Consider the following 15,076-nt stretch of genomic DNA (forward strand, 5'->3'; position numbering starts at 1 on the left):
TGTGGCCGAGATGGCAAGTCCGGACACATGGGGGACTGCCCCCGGGCCGTAATCGCGTCTAGATTCGGGTCATGGCGGACACGAAGCGCGAGATCGAGCGGAAGTACGAAGGTCCCGCGGCCGAGGGTGACGCGGGCCTGCCAGAACTGACGGGCGTCGCGGGGGTCGCGTCCGTCATCGACAAGGGCGTCGCCGAGCTCGACGCCACGTATTACGACACGGCCGACCAGCGGCTAGCCGCCGCCTCGCTCACGCTGCGCCGCCGCACCGGCGGCTCCGACGCCGGCTGGCACCTCAAACTCCCCGTCTCCGAAGACGTCCGCGACGAGATCCAGGCCCCGCTCTCCGACGACCTGCCCCGCTCGCTGAGCGGCCTCGTACGCTCCCGGGTGCGTGACGCCGAGCTCGTCCCCCTCGTACGCCTGCGGTCGGCCCGCGACATCCGCCACCTCGTCGACGACTCCGGCGCCCTGCTCGCCGAGGTCAGCCTCGACCGCGTCCGCGCCGAGCGGCTCAGCGGCGGCGAGGGCACCGCCGAGTGGACCGAGATCGAGGTCGAGCTCGCGGACGACGGCGACCCCGCCTTCCTCGACAAGGTCGAGAAGAAGCTCCGCAAGGCGGGCCTGGCCCGCTCGTCGTCGGCGTCCAAGCTGGCCAAGGCGCTGGCGGAGACCGCGCCGAAGACGAAGGGCAAGAAGCCCAAGGCGCCCGCGCCGGAGACGGAACCGGTCACTGCGGGCGACCACGTCCTCGCGTACATCCGCGCCCAGCGCGACGCGATCGTCGAGCTGGACCCCGCCGTCCGCCGCGACGTCTACGACTCCGTGCACAGCATGCGCGTCGCCACCCGCCGGATGCGCAGCGCCTTCCGCTCCTACGGCAAGGTCCTCGACCGCACCGTCACCGACCCGATCGGCGACGAACTGAAGTGGCTGGCGGGCGAGTTGGGCGTCGACCGCGATCAGGAAGTACTCACCGAGCGGCTGACGCAGTCCCTCGCCGACCTGCCGCGCAACCTGCTCTCCGGGCCCGTCCGCACCCGACTGCGCACCTGGTCGCACGCCCGCAGCTCCGGCTCAAGGCGCCGTCTGATCGCCGTACTCGACGGGAAGCGCTACCTCGACCTGCTGACCGCGCTCGACGCGATCGTCGCGGATCCGCCGTTGCTCAAGGCGGCGGCGGGCGACCCGTCGACGGTGATCGCGAACGCTGTACGCAAGGACTTCAAGAAGGTCTCCGACCTGATCGAAGAGGCTCTCGACCGGCCGTCCGGCGCGGACCGCGACTTCGCGATGCACGAGGCCCGCAAGAAGGCCAAGCGCACCCGGTACGCGGCCGAGACCGCCGCGCCCGCCCTGGGCAGGCCGGCCGCCGACCTGGTCAAGTCGATGAAGTCCCTGCAGACCCTGCTCGGCGACCACCAGGACAGCGTGATGGTCCGCGAGGCCGTGCTCGGACTCGCGGCCCAGGCGCACGCGGCGGGGGAGAACGCCTTCACGTACGGGGTGCTGTACGGGCGGGAGGAGCAGCGGGCCGCGGCGGCCGAGGCGGCTCTGCCGGAGGCCTGGGAGACGATCGTGGGCCGGGCGGCCGTCTGATCGCGGGGCGGGCGGGGACGGGGTCCTGGTCCGGCGGTGCGGCGGGTGCCTCGGGCCGCGTTAGGCTAGATGGTCACCTCTGTCAGCCAGCCCTGGCAGCACAGTCAGCTCCCTCTGCTCCCTCAGCTCACGAAGGTTTGCCAGATGCCAGCCGAATCGGTCTTCCCGCAGCTCGAAGCTCTGCTCCCGCATGTGCAGAAGCCGATTCAGTACGTCGGCGGAGAGCTCAACTCCACGGTCAAGCCCTGGGACGCCTGTGATGTCCGCTGGGCGCTCATGTACCCCGACGCGTACGAGGTCGGACTGCCCAACCAGGGCGTCATGATCCTTTACGAGGTGCTGAACGAGCGCGAGGGCGTCCTCGCCGAGCGCACGTACAGCGTGTGGCCGGACCTGGAGGCGCTGATGCGCGAGCACCGGGTGCCCCAGTTCACGGTGGACAGCCACCGCCCCGTGAAGGCCTTCGACGTCTTCGGCCTGTCCTTCTCCACGGAGCTGGGCTACACGAACATGCTGACGGCCCTTGACCTGGCGGGCATCCCGCTGGAGTCCAAGGACCGTACGCTCGACGACCCGATCGTCCTCGCGGGCGGCCACGCGGCCTTCAACCCGGAGCCCATCGCCGACTTCGTCGACGCGGTGATCATCGGCGACGGCGAGCAGGCCGTCCTCGACATGACGGACATCATCCGGGCCTGGAAGTCGGAGGGTCGGCCGGGAGGCCGCGAGGAGGTCCTGTTCCGCCTCGCGAAGACCGGATCGGTGTACATCCCGGCGTTCTACGACGTCGAGTACCTCACCGACGGCCGTATCGCCCGTGTCGTACCCAACAAGTCGGGCGTCCCGTGGCGGGTGTCCAAGCACACCGTCATGGACCTCGACGAGTGGCCGTACCCCAAGCAGCCCCTCGTCCCGCTCGCGGAGACGGTCCACGAGCGGATGTCGGTCGAGATCTTCCGCGGCTGCACGCGCGGCTGCCGCTTCTGCCAGGCGGGCATGATCACCCGCCCGGTGCGCGAGCGCTCGATCACGGGCATCGGCGACATGGTGGAGAAGGGCCTCAAGGCGACGGGCTTCGAGGAGGTGGGCCTGCTGTCGTTGTCGTCGGCCGACCACTCGGAGATCGGCGACATCGCCAAGGGCCTCGCGGACCGGTACGAGGAGGACAAGATCGGCCTGTCCCTCCCGTCGACGCGGGTGGACGCCTTCAACGTCGACCTGGCCAACGAGCTGACGAGGAACGGCCGCAGGTCCGGCCTGACCTTCGCGCCCGAGGGCGGCTCGGAGCGCATGCGCAAGGTCATCAACAAGATGGTCTCCGAAGAGGACCTGATCCGGACGGTCTCCACGGCGTACGGCAACGGCTGGCGCCAGGTGAAGCTGTACTTCATGTGCGGCCTGCCGACGGAGACCGACGAGGACGTCCTCCAGATCGCCGACATGGCGATGAACGTCATCGCCGAGGGCCGCAAGGCCTCCGGCCAGAACGACATCCGCTGCACGGTGTCCATCGGCGGCTTCGTGCCGAAGCCCCACACCCCGTTCCAGTGGGCCCCGCAGCTCTCCGCCGAGGAGACGGACGCCCGCCTCACCAAGCTCCGCGACAAGATCCGCGGCGACAAGAAGTACGGCCGTTCCATCGGCTTCCGCTACCACGACGGCAAGCCCGGCATCGTCGAGGGCCTGCTGTCCCGCGGCGACCGCCGTATCGGCGCCGTGATCCGCGCGGTGTACGAGGACGGCGGCCGCTTCGACGGCTGGCGCGAGCACTTCTCGTACGACCGCTGGATGGCCTGCGCCGAGAAGACGCTGCCCGCCTTCGGCGTGGACGTCGACTGGTACACCACCCGCGAGCGCACCTACGAGGAGGTCCTCCCCTGGGACCACCTCGACTCCGGCCTCGACAAGGACTGGCTCTGGGAGGACTGGCAGGACTCCCTCGACGAGACCGAGGTCGAGGACTGCCGGTGGACGCCGTGCTTCGATTGTGGCGTGTGCCCGCAGATGGACACTTGGCCACAAGTAAGTAACAGCGGGAAGAAGCTGCTGCCGCTGGCGGTCAAGGGCGCTGCTGGCAGCGGACACGCTCACTGAGGTGAGCGCAGGGTTGCGGCGCGTTGTAGAGGCACTGGGGGACGGCAGCGAGGAAGAGGTGGCTGCTGTCCTGCGGGCGCTCGGTGCTCGGGGCGAACGGCAGGGGATCGTGCGGGAGGCGCCGAGAACGCCTCTGCCAGCTCCTGGAGGCTCTTCTACTGTCCACTCCGAGGTGGAGTGGGTCTGACCGGGCTGACAGCCCAGGAGAGGACCGTACGGTGTTGGCCGTCGCCTGACGGCTGCTCTCGGTTCGCGGGGTGTGCTCTGGCTTCCTAGCCTGGCGTCGTCCGCAACGGAGGAGCGACCCGACCCAACCAGCTACGCTGCCGACCGCCAGTCAGGACGGCGACACAGCCGGTCCATTCGCCGTTCGTGACGTGGCTACGCAGAGCATCAGCCTTCCTTCGGCCCCTTTCGGTCATACCGACCGCTGACGGCATGATTTCGCACGACCACCGCCACGATTACAGACATGGCGACTTCGGGGGCAAAGAGCAGTCTGCTCGGCGGTTTAGGGCAATGGTGGGGCGTCTTGGCTGGCGCCCTGCTCATCGCCGCCTGGATCAATGGAGCTGCAGGACCAGTGGTGATCATCACCCTGTCTGCCGCTGTGCTTCTCTGGTCATTCTTTCAAGCTCCGGTGACCTGTGGGGCTCCGGTCAGAGGGCGCGTCGACGGATGCCGTAACAACGCGACTGGCATCCTCATGGGCTGTCATATCCATCAACACCGGTGGCAGAAGCTCAAGATGCTGATCTTGCGCCGGCGAGTGCGCGAGTTCTGCTCCGGGCTGTTCTCGGATGGCAAGGCAGCGCTCGTTACACTCGCAGCAATAGGCAGCTTCCTCTCAGGGCTGGTGGCTCTGATACCTGGGGTTACCGTCTGACCTGATAGGCCAGACGTACAGCACAGACACGCCGAACGGGCGCCAAGTCAGCCATGCACTTCTGAGGATCCGTCGGCGATCGTGTGATGACTCACTTTTCCCAGTCCTCCAAAAGAGGGCCAAATATCACGTCATGCCACGGGCGAATCCACTCTTGCATGTAACAGACATCGCTCGAGGACGGTGCAGGATTTGCTTCCCTCAACTTCACTACAGATGGCATGACAGCAGAATCCCCCAACAAGAGAGCTTCCCCCGATGACAACATGGGCAGGGAATCTGTGAGTGGGCCAAGCGAATCAGGAATCAGCCTCCGCACGTAACGCTGATCCTCGGGATTAGTCAAGCGCATAGCAAGGAAATTGCTGCACTGCGAAAAGATAGTCTCGGAGATCTCAGCCGGCCTCTGGCTCACAATGGCAGCCGTAATTCCATACTTCCGTCCTTCTTTAGCGATACGCTCGATAGCGCCACGCGACGCACTAAATCGCGAAAGATCGCTGCGAGGTACGTATTTGTGCGCCTCTTCATAAACGACCAGAATCGGAGTCTCCGCTCGGCCCTCAGCATGAGCCTTTTTGTAGTAGAAGGCATAATCAAATAGCAGTCGAGAGATCAACGAGACGCTAATGCTGAGTACTTCAAACGGGACCCCACTTAGGTCAACAATTGTCACGTTCGAGGGGCTATCTTTGCGGTAGCCAGTGAACTGCCGCAGCACCTCCTCGAGTGTAACCTTCTTAACCCTTTCCCCAAGCAGGAAGTCAAGCCTTCTGTCCGTGTATTTGTTTTCCAGACGGGTTAGAAAATTGACAAGCTTACCCTTGAGTGGCCCGTTAACCTGCTTTCCGCTAGATCCGGGCACCATCTCGTCATTCTTGGCCTGAATGTACCCGATAACCTCGCCGATATCAAAGAAGAGTGGCGAGTCGTAGTGGATCAGGTCACGCTTTTCGTCCGATCCGGCATAGTGCTTCCTGCGATTTTCTGTAATTCCTCGCTTGAGTGTTGCAACTTGATTATGTGATTGCTCCTCCACACTCTCAATGAACAGGTCTTGCAACTCTTCCGAGTTGAGAAGCCAGTAGGGGAGAATTAGAGAATCCACGCTTAGATAATTGGCATCAGGGAATGCCGACAGGTACTCCGAGTGGATGTCGAAGATCACGATGTGTGAATTATTCAGAGAGTACTCGCCACGTTTGCGGTCCCTAATTCCTGTTGCAGCCTGAATAATCCTTGCCATAGCGTGAGACTTACCAGAACCTGTAGATCCTACGATTGCAATGTGCCTGTTAAAGAACCTGTCGCCGTCTACCGGAACGGCCACCTTCCTATCTTGCGATAGCTGAGCAAAATGGAATCGACGGATGTCATCTCCAAGCGCATCATAGATCTTCTGGATCTGATCATGGCTTGCTACTGTCACCTCCTTGGGTGGGATCGCAATTCCTCCGCCTCCGCGCTGGAATTTTCCGTCCTCACCGATAAATCCGAGAGGGACAGCCTCGATGAGATATACCTTCTCCCTCTCTCCGTCGACAGACTCCTGCCCTCTTACCTCGATCGAATAGTTCTCGATAATTGCAATAATGGAAGAATTATTGCTGTCGTAGATGCGTAGGTATGATCCAACCTCGACGGGCTCACCGCGACCCAGATCCGCAATCTCGTGCACAGCAATCTTGATCTTGTTGGGATAGACAGCCACCACTTCGGCACCGGGCATTTATTTCCCCCTATCGAAGAACTCTCGACACATGCTGCGGACACTGAACGAATCGCCGATACACCCTGGCGTCAGCGGAGTCGGGAATGAGTTGCGATGGCGACGAAATGAAGAAGTCATAGACGTCGGCGAAACTGACCATCTCTACCATGCCAGGAATGTTCTCCTCCCCCGAGATCTTAAGTTCGACCGAACGTCCAATCTTCGGATTAGTTAGATCTCCCAGTCGCAGCCTATCTCCGTTGAAGTAGGTGCCATCAAATATTCCCACTTCTGCATCAATCAGTAGGCGCTTGGCAATGGACAGGTCTTCCATTCCTCGTAGAACGAGGTACGGAGAAAAGGAGTTATGGCGCCTATAGAACCGCTTGCGCACAGCCAATGCAATGTCAACTACATCATGTGCATTCAGCTGAGGGGGACATTCAACGACAAACAGACGTTCCCGTTTTGGAAGGTTAATTCCACGCTGCGTAACTTCAGACCTGAGAAGTTTAATGTAGCGTTCATTCCCGAAGAAATTTTGATACCCAGAATGGAAGATCGATGTACGCGTAGAATTTACGACCTCGCGAAGCCTTTCTCCCGATACCAAACGGGCTCCAGGGGGATTATTGACCACCAGGTCGAACAAGTATTTCTGAATGACGGCGTGACAAGCAATGGCCTCTACCTCTGTTTGTAGGCAGTGCTCTTTCATCAACAGGGTTACGACCTTATTGAACTGTTCCTTATAGTCGACGGAAAACTGAATCGTAAGGCACTTCGAGAATTCCGTGATTAGCTCTTCAGAGAACTCTTGCGTGTCCTTTCGCAGAATCTTTTTCAGCTCGCTGATGTCTAGCGTAAGCTCGCTTCCCGGGGCCCTATCCTGAAAATAGCAGTACAGCAGGAACCGCTTCTCTCGGTCGACGGAAAACTGATGGATCATTTGCCTGATGGCATCGGAGATCGCGGCATGCGAGAACTTTTGAGAGCGATGCTTTACTTGAATGTAAGAGTCTTCGACACTTAGGTCTTGCTCACCTTCAATTTGGAATTCTCTACTGGGCTCGTCGTAAATCCGGAGCAAGGAGGCATCGAATTGGAAGATGAAGCCTTTTATGGCGTTGTAGCCACCATCTCGGCGTCCAGTGATCTCTGTCATGTACCGCTCTAGTCGCTCCGCTACTGGCCCCTGTGGCCCCTGAGGTCCTACTTGAAACTGTGCCCCAAGGGGGAGGTGTGTCAGGTTATCGGACCTGATGGCAGTGCGCAGAGTTTGTTCACATCCAGTCAGTTTCGAGGCAGGTGTGGGCAGTTGTGGACGGTCAGGCTGGGACCAGAGCTCTCCAATGCGCGCCTCTGGCTTGAGACTCCGTATTGATCAACGTCTCCCGACCTTGGACTCGTCCTTGCTTGTGGCTCCTCGGTACGGTCGTCTTCGTGTCTGGCGCGCGCTGGGTTGGTCACCCGTAGGCGTGCGCTGGTTGATCGTGCGCGACTAAGGGGAGCTGGTACGGGCATGGCGGTTGACGCTGCTCAATCAGAAGAGGGATTCACGTCGGCGGGTGCTACGCGGGTGATGGTGGCCGCGTGCCAGGCTGCGGGGCTCGACGACAGAGGCGCGGAGTTGATCCGCCTCGGAGAGAACGGGTTGTTCCGGCTGGCTTCGGCCCCGGTGATCGTGCGTGTGGCCCGTGGGCAAGAGTGGCTGCCGAAAGCGCGTGTTGAGGTGGGCGTCTCGCGGTGGTTGGCGGAGGAAGGATTCCCTGCCGCTCGCATCGTTGAGGATCTTGAGCAGCCGTTCTTGATCGAAGGGCATCCGGTGACCTTCTGGCATCTGATCATTGAGGGTGATCGGAAGGCGACCTATGGGGAGTTGGGGGGTGTCCTGCGGGATCTGCACTCCTTGACGGTGCCGGACGGTCTGGAGCTGCCCTCGTTCGAGCCCTTCGACAAGCAGGAGTTGCGGCTAGACCGGGCCGTGATCCCGGAGGATGACAAGGTCTTCCTCCGGAAGCGGTGGCGGGAGCTGCAAGACAGGTACGCGGAGTTGAGGTTCGAGACCCCCAAGGGGCCGGTGCACGGTGATGCTCACGTGCAGAACCTCATGGTCGACGATCAAGGGCAAGTGATCCTGATCGACTTCGAGGCCTTCTGCTTCGATCACCCTGAATGGGACCTGATGGTCACGTCCGTTGAGCACCACAGTCTTGGGTGGCAGACCGACGAGCAGTATGCCGACTTCGTGGCCGCGTACGGGCGGGACCTGTACGACTGGCACGGGTACGAGACGCTGCGTGGCCTGCAAGAGTTCGGCATGACGACGTGGCTGATGCAGAACGTGCAGGAAGACGAGCAGACGGCGGCCGAGTACCGCCGGCGCATTGCTGGTCTGCGCAATGACGACGCGCCTCGGGATTGGCGGCCCTGGTAGCTGCTACTCGTCGTCCAGGCGGGCGAGCGCGTCGTGCACCTGGTCGTTGAAGGCTGCCACCGTCGGGTTCGACGCGTGGGCGCTCACCTCAACCTGGAAGTCGGTCACGTAGCGCTGGAAGCGTGACGACTGGAGACTGTCGCCGTCGTCCACGGCCAGACTGGCTGTCGTGACGGCGGCTTCCAACTCGCCGTTCAGTAGCTGGCTTTGGGCGAGCACCATGCGGCAGAACCCCAGGGTTCGGGCGTACTTCGGGTCGGTGTCGTTGACGGCGCGCTGGGCGTGCTCGACGGACTCGCGGCGCATCTTGAGATCGCGGAAGCAGTGGCACAACTCGCCCATGAGCTCCGCGGAGTCGAAGTAGCTGAGCCATGACGGGTCGTCGGCCATATCAGCGCGCTCGAAGTAGCGTTCCGCTTCGTTCATGGCCCGGCCAGCACCGATCGGGTCACCTGCGTTGGACAGGGCGCGGGCCTCCATCGCCGAGTTCAACGCCATGGCACGGGGAGTGGCCCGGCCCTTCGCTCCCTCGACGGCGGCGCGGGCAAGCTGGGCGGACTGGGCGTGGTTCCCGAGGTAGTTGGCCTGGTGGCTGAGGTTGCCGAGGATGCGGGCGCCGAACATCCGGTCGTCGATCACCTGCGACAGGCGCAGGGTGGATGTCAGGTAGCGGTGGGCCAGAGGGTGGTTTCCGGAGTCGTACGCGGTCCACGCGAGCAACTGGGAGATCTCGGCGGCGGCGCCGAATAGCGCCGTACCGACCCGTTCGCTGTAGCTGGCGCTGAGCAGCGGTAGGACCTCGTGGCGGAAATAGTGCCGCAAGGCCTTGTGGCCGTGCCCTCCGCCGAACTTGAAGTCGAGCTGCATGAACATGTCCGCGGCGGCTCGGATCGCGTTGACGTCGCGCATGCCGACGCGTTGGGAAGCGGGTCTGTCGGCCTGGACGCCGTCGGGGCGGGCCACCATCCATGACAGGACTGCGGAGCTGAGATCGGTGTCCGCGATGACCAGCGGTCCGCCCGATGGGGTGTCGGCTCGCTCCTCGGCGAGTCCGTCGAGCATCGACAGCACATCGGGCACGGTGTCCGGGTAGCCGACCGGCTGCGGTGTGGGCTGCTGGAGCTGGCGGAAGAATCCGAGATCGCTGGGCGTGATGCGGCGGTTCAGCTTGGTGCCGAGCACATCCGCCATGATCGCTGCTGTCTGGGGCTGGATGCCGGAGCCGTCTCGCCAGCGCTGCACGGCGACGTGCGTTGTCCCGAGACTCGTGCCCCGGCGTGTGGCGGCATCCTGCATGCGTTTCGCGAGGCCTTTGTTCGAGACCTTCGCTTCGTCCATGACGGCGATTAAGTGCGCGTTCGGCTCTCGGCTCATGCTCCCCTGCCAGCCCGAGAATGACAGCGAGTATTCATCGTGGCACAGCGCACTGACATTGGGGGGTTCATCGGCGAACCCCCTTTGCCTTTGCTGGTGTTCACGTGAACCCCCTGGTGAACGCTCCCGGCTGGGCGGCCTGCGCCGTTCACTGTTCGGCACGGAGCGGCGGGCTACGGAGCCTGTCGACAGTCGGGAACGGACGCCATGAATGCTCAAGAGAGCAAACACAGAGCGAACACCCTCGGGACGGTCTCGTCGCGTGCAGCGGCGCAAGATCCCTCGGCTGGCCACTTCCGGGCGATGACGCTCTTCGACGAGTCCACAAGCACCGTGAGCGCCGCACGCAACATGGTGGGCGGCTGCCTCCAGGACTGGGGACTTGGCCACATGGTCGATGATGCCCGGCTCGTCGTCTCGGAGCTGGTCGGCAACGTCGTGCACCACGCCGTGCCGGACGACTGTCTGACGCGGCCTGGTGCCGCACGGCGGATCGACGTGCTGGTGAAGGCGTGGCCGGGATGGCTGTTCATCGGCGTCGCTGATGAGGACTCAACTCCCCCAGACCTTCCGGCGGGCGAGTTCGTTTCACCGGAACTGGTGGGCGACTTCTCCGAGGCGATGTTGCCGGACCGAGGGCGCGGACTGCTGATCATTCAGCGGCTGGCCGATGCGGTGTGGTGGTCGCCGAGGGAGCAGGGCGGCAAGACCGTGTGGTGCCGCTTCGACCTCGACGGCACTACGTAGAGATCTCCGGGCCGTCGTCTCCTGTTGGCTCCCACGCGATCGGGAGTTGACGGCGGCCCGGACGCCGGCCGGAGTCTGACCACTCCGGCCGTAAGGGGCGCGGCTCCTCGGTGATTCCGGGAGCTCCCCTCCCGAAGTGAGGGGCCGCGCTTCACAACCTCATACCGAGACCGGACCACCCCCGCGCCTGGACAGCAACTGGGGTGGTCCGGCAGGGGACAGCGGTCCCCGGTGCCTGATGGTACCGGGGCCGTTGCGCTGCGCATCTGCCCTGAGCCAAAGAGAGTTGACGATCCGTTACCTAGATCAGGGCAGAGGTGGGCAAGGTGACTGGCGCGGGTGAGGACTGGCTGAGAGATGGGCTCGACGTCGCGGGCGCGGACTGCGGTCTGTGGGTGCCCGGCGTCGACTACATGGCGGGCTGGCGCGATGCGAGGGAAGCTGCGGACCGGCTGAACCGGGCGTTGCTCGGTGCCGGGTTCGAGCTGTCGGAAGTACGGGCCGTCGCCTCGACGGATGAGAGCGGGCGCGGCGTCGTGCGCCTGGCGGGCTGGCCGGACGCTGCGGAACGGCTCGCCGGACTCCTGGCGGCGGTCGCGGACGGCGACGGCGGTGCAGCATGAGGCGCCTTATCGCTGGTGAGTGGCGCGCCTGGGCACGTCGCCGGCCGCAGAGACTTTGGGCGGTAGCTGCCATGGGGCGAGTGAACAGGGGGCCCTACGCTGGCCCGGCGAATCGGGCAGGCAGTCTGCCTGCTCGCGGTTGTGTCCGATGGGCCCCCTGTTCTTCGAGGCTCGCCCCATGGGAGCTGCCTAAAGTCTCTGCGGCCGTCGACCCCCAGCCCCGCGGGCCTCGGCCCGAGTCGTCCGGTCGACGCTTCCCGACCTCAGTCGTGCTGCGGCGCGGGCAGTCGGGCGACCGGACGGGACCGGCGGCCACGCCGCATGCCCGGCCGGGGCGGCCGGGCTGCCCGGCGCGCCGCAGGCGCGCCCTTGAGGAAGTGCAGAAGGTTTCGACCGATCTACGGTTCTCGGTCCGCCTTCGGCTCGAAGCGGCGAGCGTGTGCCGCGGCACGCAGCAGCGATTGGGCAACTCGCTCGGCGTCATCGGCCGACAAGAGAATCTCTTGGGTGAACAACACCGCCAGCCGAACTGTGCCGTTCAGGGCGTTGGTTGCAACATCGACCTGTACCCCGTTGCCCGTCACGTCGTAGACCTCAAGGTCCAGATCGCTTCTGAATGCGCTCATGTCCTGAGCATGCAGCACGGGGCGTGCCGACGTTCATGTGCGGGTGCGCCGTGCGGGCTGTTTGTCGGCAGTGATCCGGTAGGCGAGTTCGGCACGGTCCGCCCCGACGCGGAGTTCTTCGAGGATCAAGGGGCGGTCGTCGGTGCCGTGCGTGACACGGGCCAGATGCAGGATCGGTGTCGCGTCGGGGAGCTGGAGGGCGGTCCGCTCGTCAGGGAGTGGCATGTGGGCGCGGACCGTCTCGGACCACCACAGCTTGTGTCCGGCCTGCGTAAGGATCCAGTAGGCGGAGGCCGGGCGTCGGTCCGGGGCCTCGGCAAGCATCGGGATGCCCTCGGCCACCTCGAACGGGATCAACGTGCGGTGCATCGCCCGCGTGCCGCTGGCAGGGTCGATGAGCAGGCGGTCGCATCCGAAGAGGGCTTCCTCCTCGCCGAGTTCGAGCAGCGTGCCGGTGGCCTTGGTGGTGTGCGAGCGGTACGGGGTCGGCTCCTCGACCTCGTCCCAGACGGCGCCGTTGGGCATCACGAACCGCCCGTCCGGCGTGCGGCTGATCCGGCGTTCGAGGGTGACGCTCGGCTGACCGTCAGAGCGCACGAAGCTGCCCTTGCCGTGCCTCACCTCGATCAGCCCTTCCGCGCGCAGAGCTGCAACGGCGTTGCGGACGGTGGGGCGGGACACCTTGTAGCGCTCGATGAGCTGCGCCTCGGAGGGCAGCGGAGCGCCGGGCTCGAACTCACCCTTGAGGATCGCTTCCCGGATCGCTGCGGCCACCTGCTGGTAGAGCGCTCCGGGGCGCTGGATCTCCGTCATCTCGGCATCTCCGGGTCGAAGTCGTAGGTACGTCGCACGCGCGACATCACTCGTCAGCATAAGTAGTTGCATCCTCGCCGTACAGAGCCACATAGTCATAACTCATAAGGACAAGTGACGTCTGAATATGTCAGGCGTCCCGACTGGCCTAGGAGGCCAAGCAATGCAGTCCATACCCGTGGACACAGCGCGACTGGGCGTACTGCGGTGCGCCATCACGCCCGAAGCAAAGATCAGTAACTTCGAAACACAGGAGGTCAAGAAGGACCGCGACGGCAACACGATCTACACCGTCGCCGTCATGGTGCGGCAGGACGGCCGGCGGATCTCCGTCATCGAAATCGCCGTGGCCGGTGAGCCCAAGGGCATCGAGGAAGGCCAGATCCTCAAGGTCACCGGACTGACCGCGTTCGCCTGGGCCATGGGCGACCGGCACGGAATCAGCTTCCGTGCCGACGCGATCACGCCCGTGCACGGTGCTCCCGCTACCGGGCCGGCCAAGGCGGGTGGTGCCTGATGGGTCCGATCGCGCTCGCCTTCGCTCTCGCCGCGCTGGCATGGGTGCTCGTCCTCGGTGACCTGCTGCGACGGCACCGTCCGGCCTGGCACTGGTACCTCACCGGATACCCGGTCGCCGCCTGCCGGGTGCTGTTCACCTGGCGCAAGGTCGCGATGCTCAACGACCTTTCCGTCTCGCGGCGTCCGCCCCGCGGGCTCCTGGGGGACCTGGTCGTCAAGGGCGATCCGCTGCGGCCGGTAACTCCCAGGATCTCCTTCCCGCGAGCCACCCGTCTCGGGCTGACGGCGACCGTCCGCCTGCACGCGGGCCAGACCCCGGCCACGTACCTCAAGGCCGCAGATGCCCTCGTGCACGCCTGGAAGGTGCACGCCGTACGGGTCACCTCGCCGGAACGCGGCCTCGTACTCCTCACCGCAACCGCCACTGATCCGCTCGCGCGGCCCGGCTTAGCCTCGGCGCCCACCGCGCTCCTGTCCGCACTCATCGGCGTACTGGAGAACGGCGGCGCCTGGGTCATGGACCTGCGGCTCGTGCCGCACTGGCTCATCGCCGGGGCCACACGGTCCGGCAAGTCCACCCTGCTCGCCCGGCTCATCATCCAACTCGCCCCGCAACCCGTCGCCCTGGTCGGCATCGACTGCAAAGGCGGCATGGAACTCGGCCTCTTCGCCGCGCGACTCAGCGCACTCACGACATGCCGACGCGAGGCGGTCGCGGTACTCACCGCACTCGTCATCGACATGCAGGACCGCATGCGCACCTGCCGCTCAGCGGGCGTCCGCTCCATCTGGGAACTGCCCGAGAAGCTGCGCCCCGTACCGGTCGTCGTGATCGTCGACGAATTGGCGGAGCTGTACCTCTCCGACGGCAGGCGCGAGAGCAAGGCAGAGGCGGAACAGTGCTCCACGCTGCTGCTGCGTCTGGCTCAACTCGGCGCCGCACTCGGTATGCACCTGGTCGTCGCCGGACAACGCGTCGGCTCCGACCTCGGCCCCGGCGTCACCGCCCTGCGCGCCCAACTCGGCGGCCGGATCTGCCACCGGGTCAACGATCCCGGCACGGCCGAGATGGCCTTGGGTGACCTCAACAAGGACGCCGTCGTCGTCGCCCAGTCGATTACTGCGGAGGAACAGGGCGTGGCCATATGCACAGGTCCGGAGGGTGGCTGGAGCCGTGCCCGCTCGCACTTGACGACCACTGAAGAGGCCATGGCCACGGCCCGGAAACACGCGGCCATGACTCCGGAACTGCCCGGCGTAGACCGCGCCCTTGCGGCGCTGGAAGGAGACGACAAGTGATCAGCGAAGGTACGGCGTTCACGTTCGCGGTGATCTTCGGGATCATCACCGTCCTCCTTGTCCGCTCCCGCGATGTCCGTGCCTGGGAAGCGGTCTGCGTCGGCCTCTTCGGGGTCTACCTCGGACAGACGCCGGTGGTCTTCACCGTCCACGGACTTCTCACGTGGATGATCAGCGGCTTTTCCCACACCTGAGCAGAGAGGCCTGTACGCCATGTCCATGCGCCGCGTGAGGTGCCCCCACTGCAAGGGCGACGGAGCCCGGAAGACCTGGACCGGACGGCTGCGCCGCTGCCGCGTCTGCCGGGGAACCGGAACCATCCGCTGAGTCCAGACACCACGCCCAACCA

Annotated in this window: 14 protein-coding genes; 9 read left to right on the plus strand and 5 right to left on the minus strand. The window is 64.5% G+C overall.

Going from position 1 to position 15,076, the window contains the following annotated elements:
- The first annotated feature begins 71 nt into the window (after positions 1 to 71).
- The 3 genes from OG266_RS29315 (at position 72) to OG266_RS29325 (ending at position 4,578) form a co-directional block, all read left to right on the plus strand.
- Positions 72 to 1,598 carry a CHAD domain-containing protein gene (locus OG266_RS29315; protein WP_371549193.1) on the plus strand — a complete coding sequence of 509 codons (1,527 nt, stop codon included), beginning with the start codon at positions 72 to 74 and terminating at the stop codon, positions 1,596 to 1,598.
- A 144-nt stretch (positions 1,599 to 1,742) separates the two neighbouring features.
- A complete protein-coding gene (locus OG266_RS29320) occupies positions 1,743 to 3,692 on the plus strand; it encodes a TIGR03960 family B12-binding radical SAM protein (RefSeq protein WP_371549196.1) in 1,950 nt (649 codons plus the stop codon).
- Positions 3,693 to 4,164: 472 nt separating this feature from the next.
- Entirely contained in the window at positions 4,165 to 4,578 is a 414-nt protein-coding gene (locus tag OG266_RS29325) for a hypothetical protein (RefSeq protein ID WP_371549198.1), read from the plus strand.
- Between the two features lie 91 nt (positions 4,579 to 4,669).
- Here the strand turns inward: OG266_RS29325 and OG266_RS29330 are convergent, their stop codons facing one another.
- The gene (locus OG266_RS29330; RefSeq protein WP_371549200.1) at positions 4,670 to 6,307 is read right to left on the minus strand and encodes an ATP-binding protein; all 1,638 of its coding nucleotides are present in this window, start codon (positions 6,305 to 6,307) and stop codon (positions 4,670 to 4,672) included.
- 10 nt (positions 6,308 to 6,317) lie between these two features.
- Positions 6,318 to 7,454 (minus strand): hypothetical protein, encoded by a 1,137-nt coding sequence (locus tag OG266_RS29335; RefSeq protein WP_371549202.1) that lies wholly within the window; start codon positions 7,452 to 7,454, stop codon positions 6,318 to 6,320.
- 357 nt (positions 7,455 to 7,811) lie between these two features.
- Between OG266_RS29335 and OG266_RS29340 the strand changes: the two genes are divergently transcribed.
- On the plus strand, positions 7,812 to 8,726 hold the full coding sequence (locus OG266_RS29340) for a phosphotransferase enzyme family protein (protein ID WP_371549204.1): 915 nt from the start codon (positions 7,812 to 7,814) through the stop codon (positions 8,724 to 8,726).
- A gap of 3 nt (positions 8,727 to 8,729) precedes the next feature.
- On the opposite strand, the gene OG266_RS29345 is transcribed toward OG266_RS29340, so the two are convergent.
- Positions 8,730 to 10,100: a sporulation protein gene (locus OG266_RS29345; RefSeq protein ID WP_371549206.1), complete on the minus strand. Its 1,371-nt coding sequence runs from the start codon at positions 10,098 to 10,100 to the stop codon at positions 8,730 to 8,732.
- 207 nt (positions 10,101 to 10,307) lie between these two features.
- On the opposite strand from OG266_RS29345, the gene OG266_RS29350 reads away from it, so the two are divergent.
- Positions 10,308 to 10,847 (plus strand): ATP-binding protein, encoded by a 540-nt coding sequence (locus OG266_RS29350; protein ID WP_371549209.1) that lies wholly within the window; start codon positions 10,308 to 10,310, stop codon positions 10,845 to 10,847.
- Positions 10,848 to 11,173: 326 nt separating this feature from the next.
- A complete protein-coding gene (locus OG266_RS29355) occupies positions 11,174 to 11,470 on the plus strand; it encodes a hypothetical protein (protein ID WP_371549211.1) in 297 nt (98 codons plus the stop codon).
- A gap of 398 nt (positions 11,471 to 11,868) precedes the next feature.
- On the opposite strand, the gene OG266_RS29360 is transcribed toward OG266_RS29355, so the two are convergent.
- On the minus strand, positions 11,869 to 12,096 hold the full coding sequence (locus tag OG266_RS29360) for a hypothetical protein (protein WP_371549213.1): 228 nt from the start codon (positions 12,094 to 12,096) through the stop codon (positions 11,869 to 11,871).
- 33 nt (positions 12,097 to 12,129) lie between these two features.
- Entirely contained in the window at positions 12,130 to 12,909 is a 780-nt protein-coding gene (locus tag OG266_RS29365) for a GntR family transcriptional regulator (protein WP_371549215.1), read from the minus strand.
- A 163-nt stretch (positions 12,910 to 13,072) separates the two neighbouring features.
- On the opposite strand from OG266_RS29365, the gene OG266_RS29370 reads away from it, so the two are divergent.
- Genes OG266_RS29370 through OG266_RS29380 form a run of 3 tightly spaced genes read left to right on the plus strand, consistent with a single transcriptional unit; the run spans position 13,073 to position 14,921 of the window.
- Complete coding sequence (locus OG266_RS29370) at positions 13,073 to 13,426, plus strand: hypothetical protein (protein WP_371549218.1); 354 nt, start codon at positions 13,073 to 13,075, stop codon at positions 13,424 to 13,426.
- On the plus strand, positions 13,426 to 14,727 hold the full coding sequence (locus OG266_RS29375) for an FtsK/SpoIIIE domain-containing protein (protein ID WP_371549221.1): 1,302 nt from the start codon (positions 13,426 to 13,428) through the stop codon (positions 14,725 to 14,727). Before OG266_RS29370 ends, OG266_RS29375 begins: the two co-directional genes overlap by 1 nt.
- Positions 14,724 to 14,921 (plus strand): hypothetical protein, encoded by a 198-nt coding sequence (locus OG266_RS29380; RefSeq protein WP_371549223.1) that lies wholly within the window; start codon positions 14,724 to 14,726, stop codon positions 14,919 to 14,921. The genes OG266_RS29375 and OG266_RS29380 overlap by 4 nt, the downstream gene beginning before the upstream one ends.
- Positions 14,922 to 15,076 lie beyond the last annotated feature (155 nt).

The sequence above is a fragment of the Streptomyces sp. NBC_00554 genome (genome assembly GCF_041431135.1).
In the GTDB taxonomy this organism is placed as follows: domain Bacteria; phylum Actinomycetota; class Actinomycetes; order Streptomycetales; family Streptomycetaceae; genus Streptomyces.

What these genes read in the sequence shown, in the direction of transcription:
- OG266_RS29315 (WP_371549193.1), top strand. Translation starts at nt 72, where the DNA reads ATGGCGGACACGAAGCGCGAGATCGAGCGGAAGTACGAAGGTCCCGCG.
- OG266_RS29320 (WP_371549196.1), top strand. Translation starts at nt 1,743, where the DNA reads ATGCCAGCCGAATCGGTCTTCCCGCAGCTCGAAGCTCTGCTCCCGCAT.
- OG266_RS29325 (WP_371549198.1), top strand. Translation starts at nt 4,165, where the DNA reads ATGGCGACTTCGGGGGCAAAGAGCAGTCTGCTCGGCGGTTTAGGGCAA.
- OG266_RS29330 (WP_371549200.1), bottom strand. Translation starts at nt 6,307, where the DNA reads ATGCCCGGTGCCGAAGTGGTGGCTGTCTATCCCAACAAGATCAAGATT.
- OG266_RS29335 (WP_371549202.1), bottom strand. Translation starts at nt 7,454, where the DNA reads ATGACAGAGATCACTGGACGCCGAGATGGTGGCTACAACGCCATAAAA.
- OG266_RS29340 (WP_371549204.1), top strand. Translation starts at nt 7,812, where the DNA reads ATGGCGGTTGACGCTGCTCAATCAGAAGAGGGATTCACGTCGGCGGGT.
- OG266_RS29345 (WP_371549206.1), bottom strand. Translation starts at nt 10,100, where the DNA reads ATGAGCCGAGAGCCGAACGCGCACTTAATCGCCGTCATGGACGAAGCG.
- OG266_RS29350 (WP_371549209.1), top strand. Translation starts at nt 10,308, where the DNA reads ATGAATGCTCAAGAGAGCAAACACAGAGCGAACACCCTCGGGACGGTC.
- OG266_RS29360 (WP_371549213.1), bottom strand. Translation starts at nt 12,096, where the DNA reads ATGAGCGCATTCAGAAGCGATCTGGACCTTGAGGTCTACGACGTGACG.
- OG266_RS29365 (WP_371549215.1), bottom strand. Translation starts at nt 12,909, where the DNA reads ATGACGGAGATCCAGCGCCCCGGAGCGCTCTACCAGCAGGTGGCCGCA.
- OG266_RS29370 (WP_371549218.1), top strand. Translation starts at nt 13,073, where the DNA reads ATGCAGTCCATACCCGTGGACACAGCGCGACTGGGCGTACTGCGGTGC.
- OG266_RS29375 (WP_371549221.1), top strand. Translation starts at nt 13,426, where the DNA reads ATGGGTCCGATCGCGCTCGCCTTCGCTCTCGCCGCGCTGGCATGGGTG.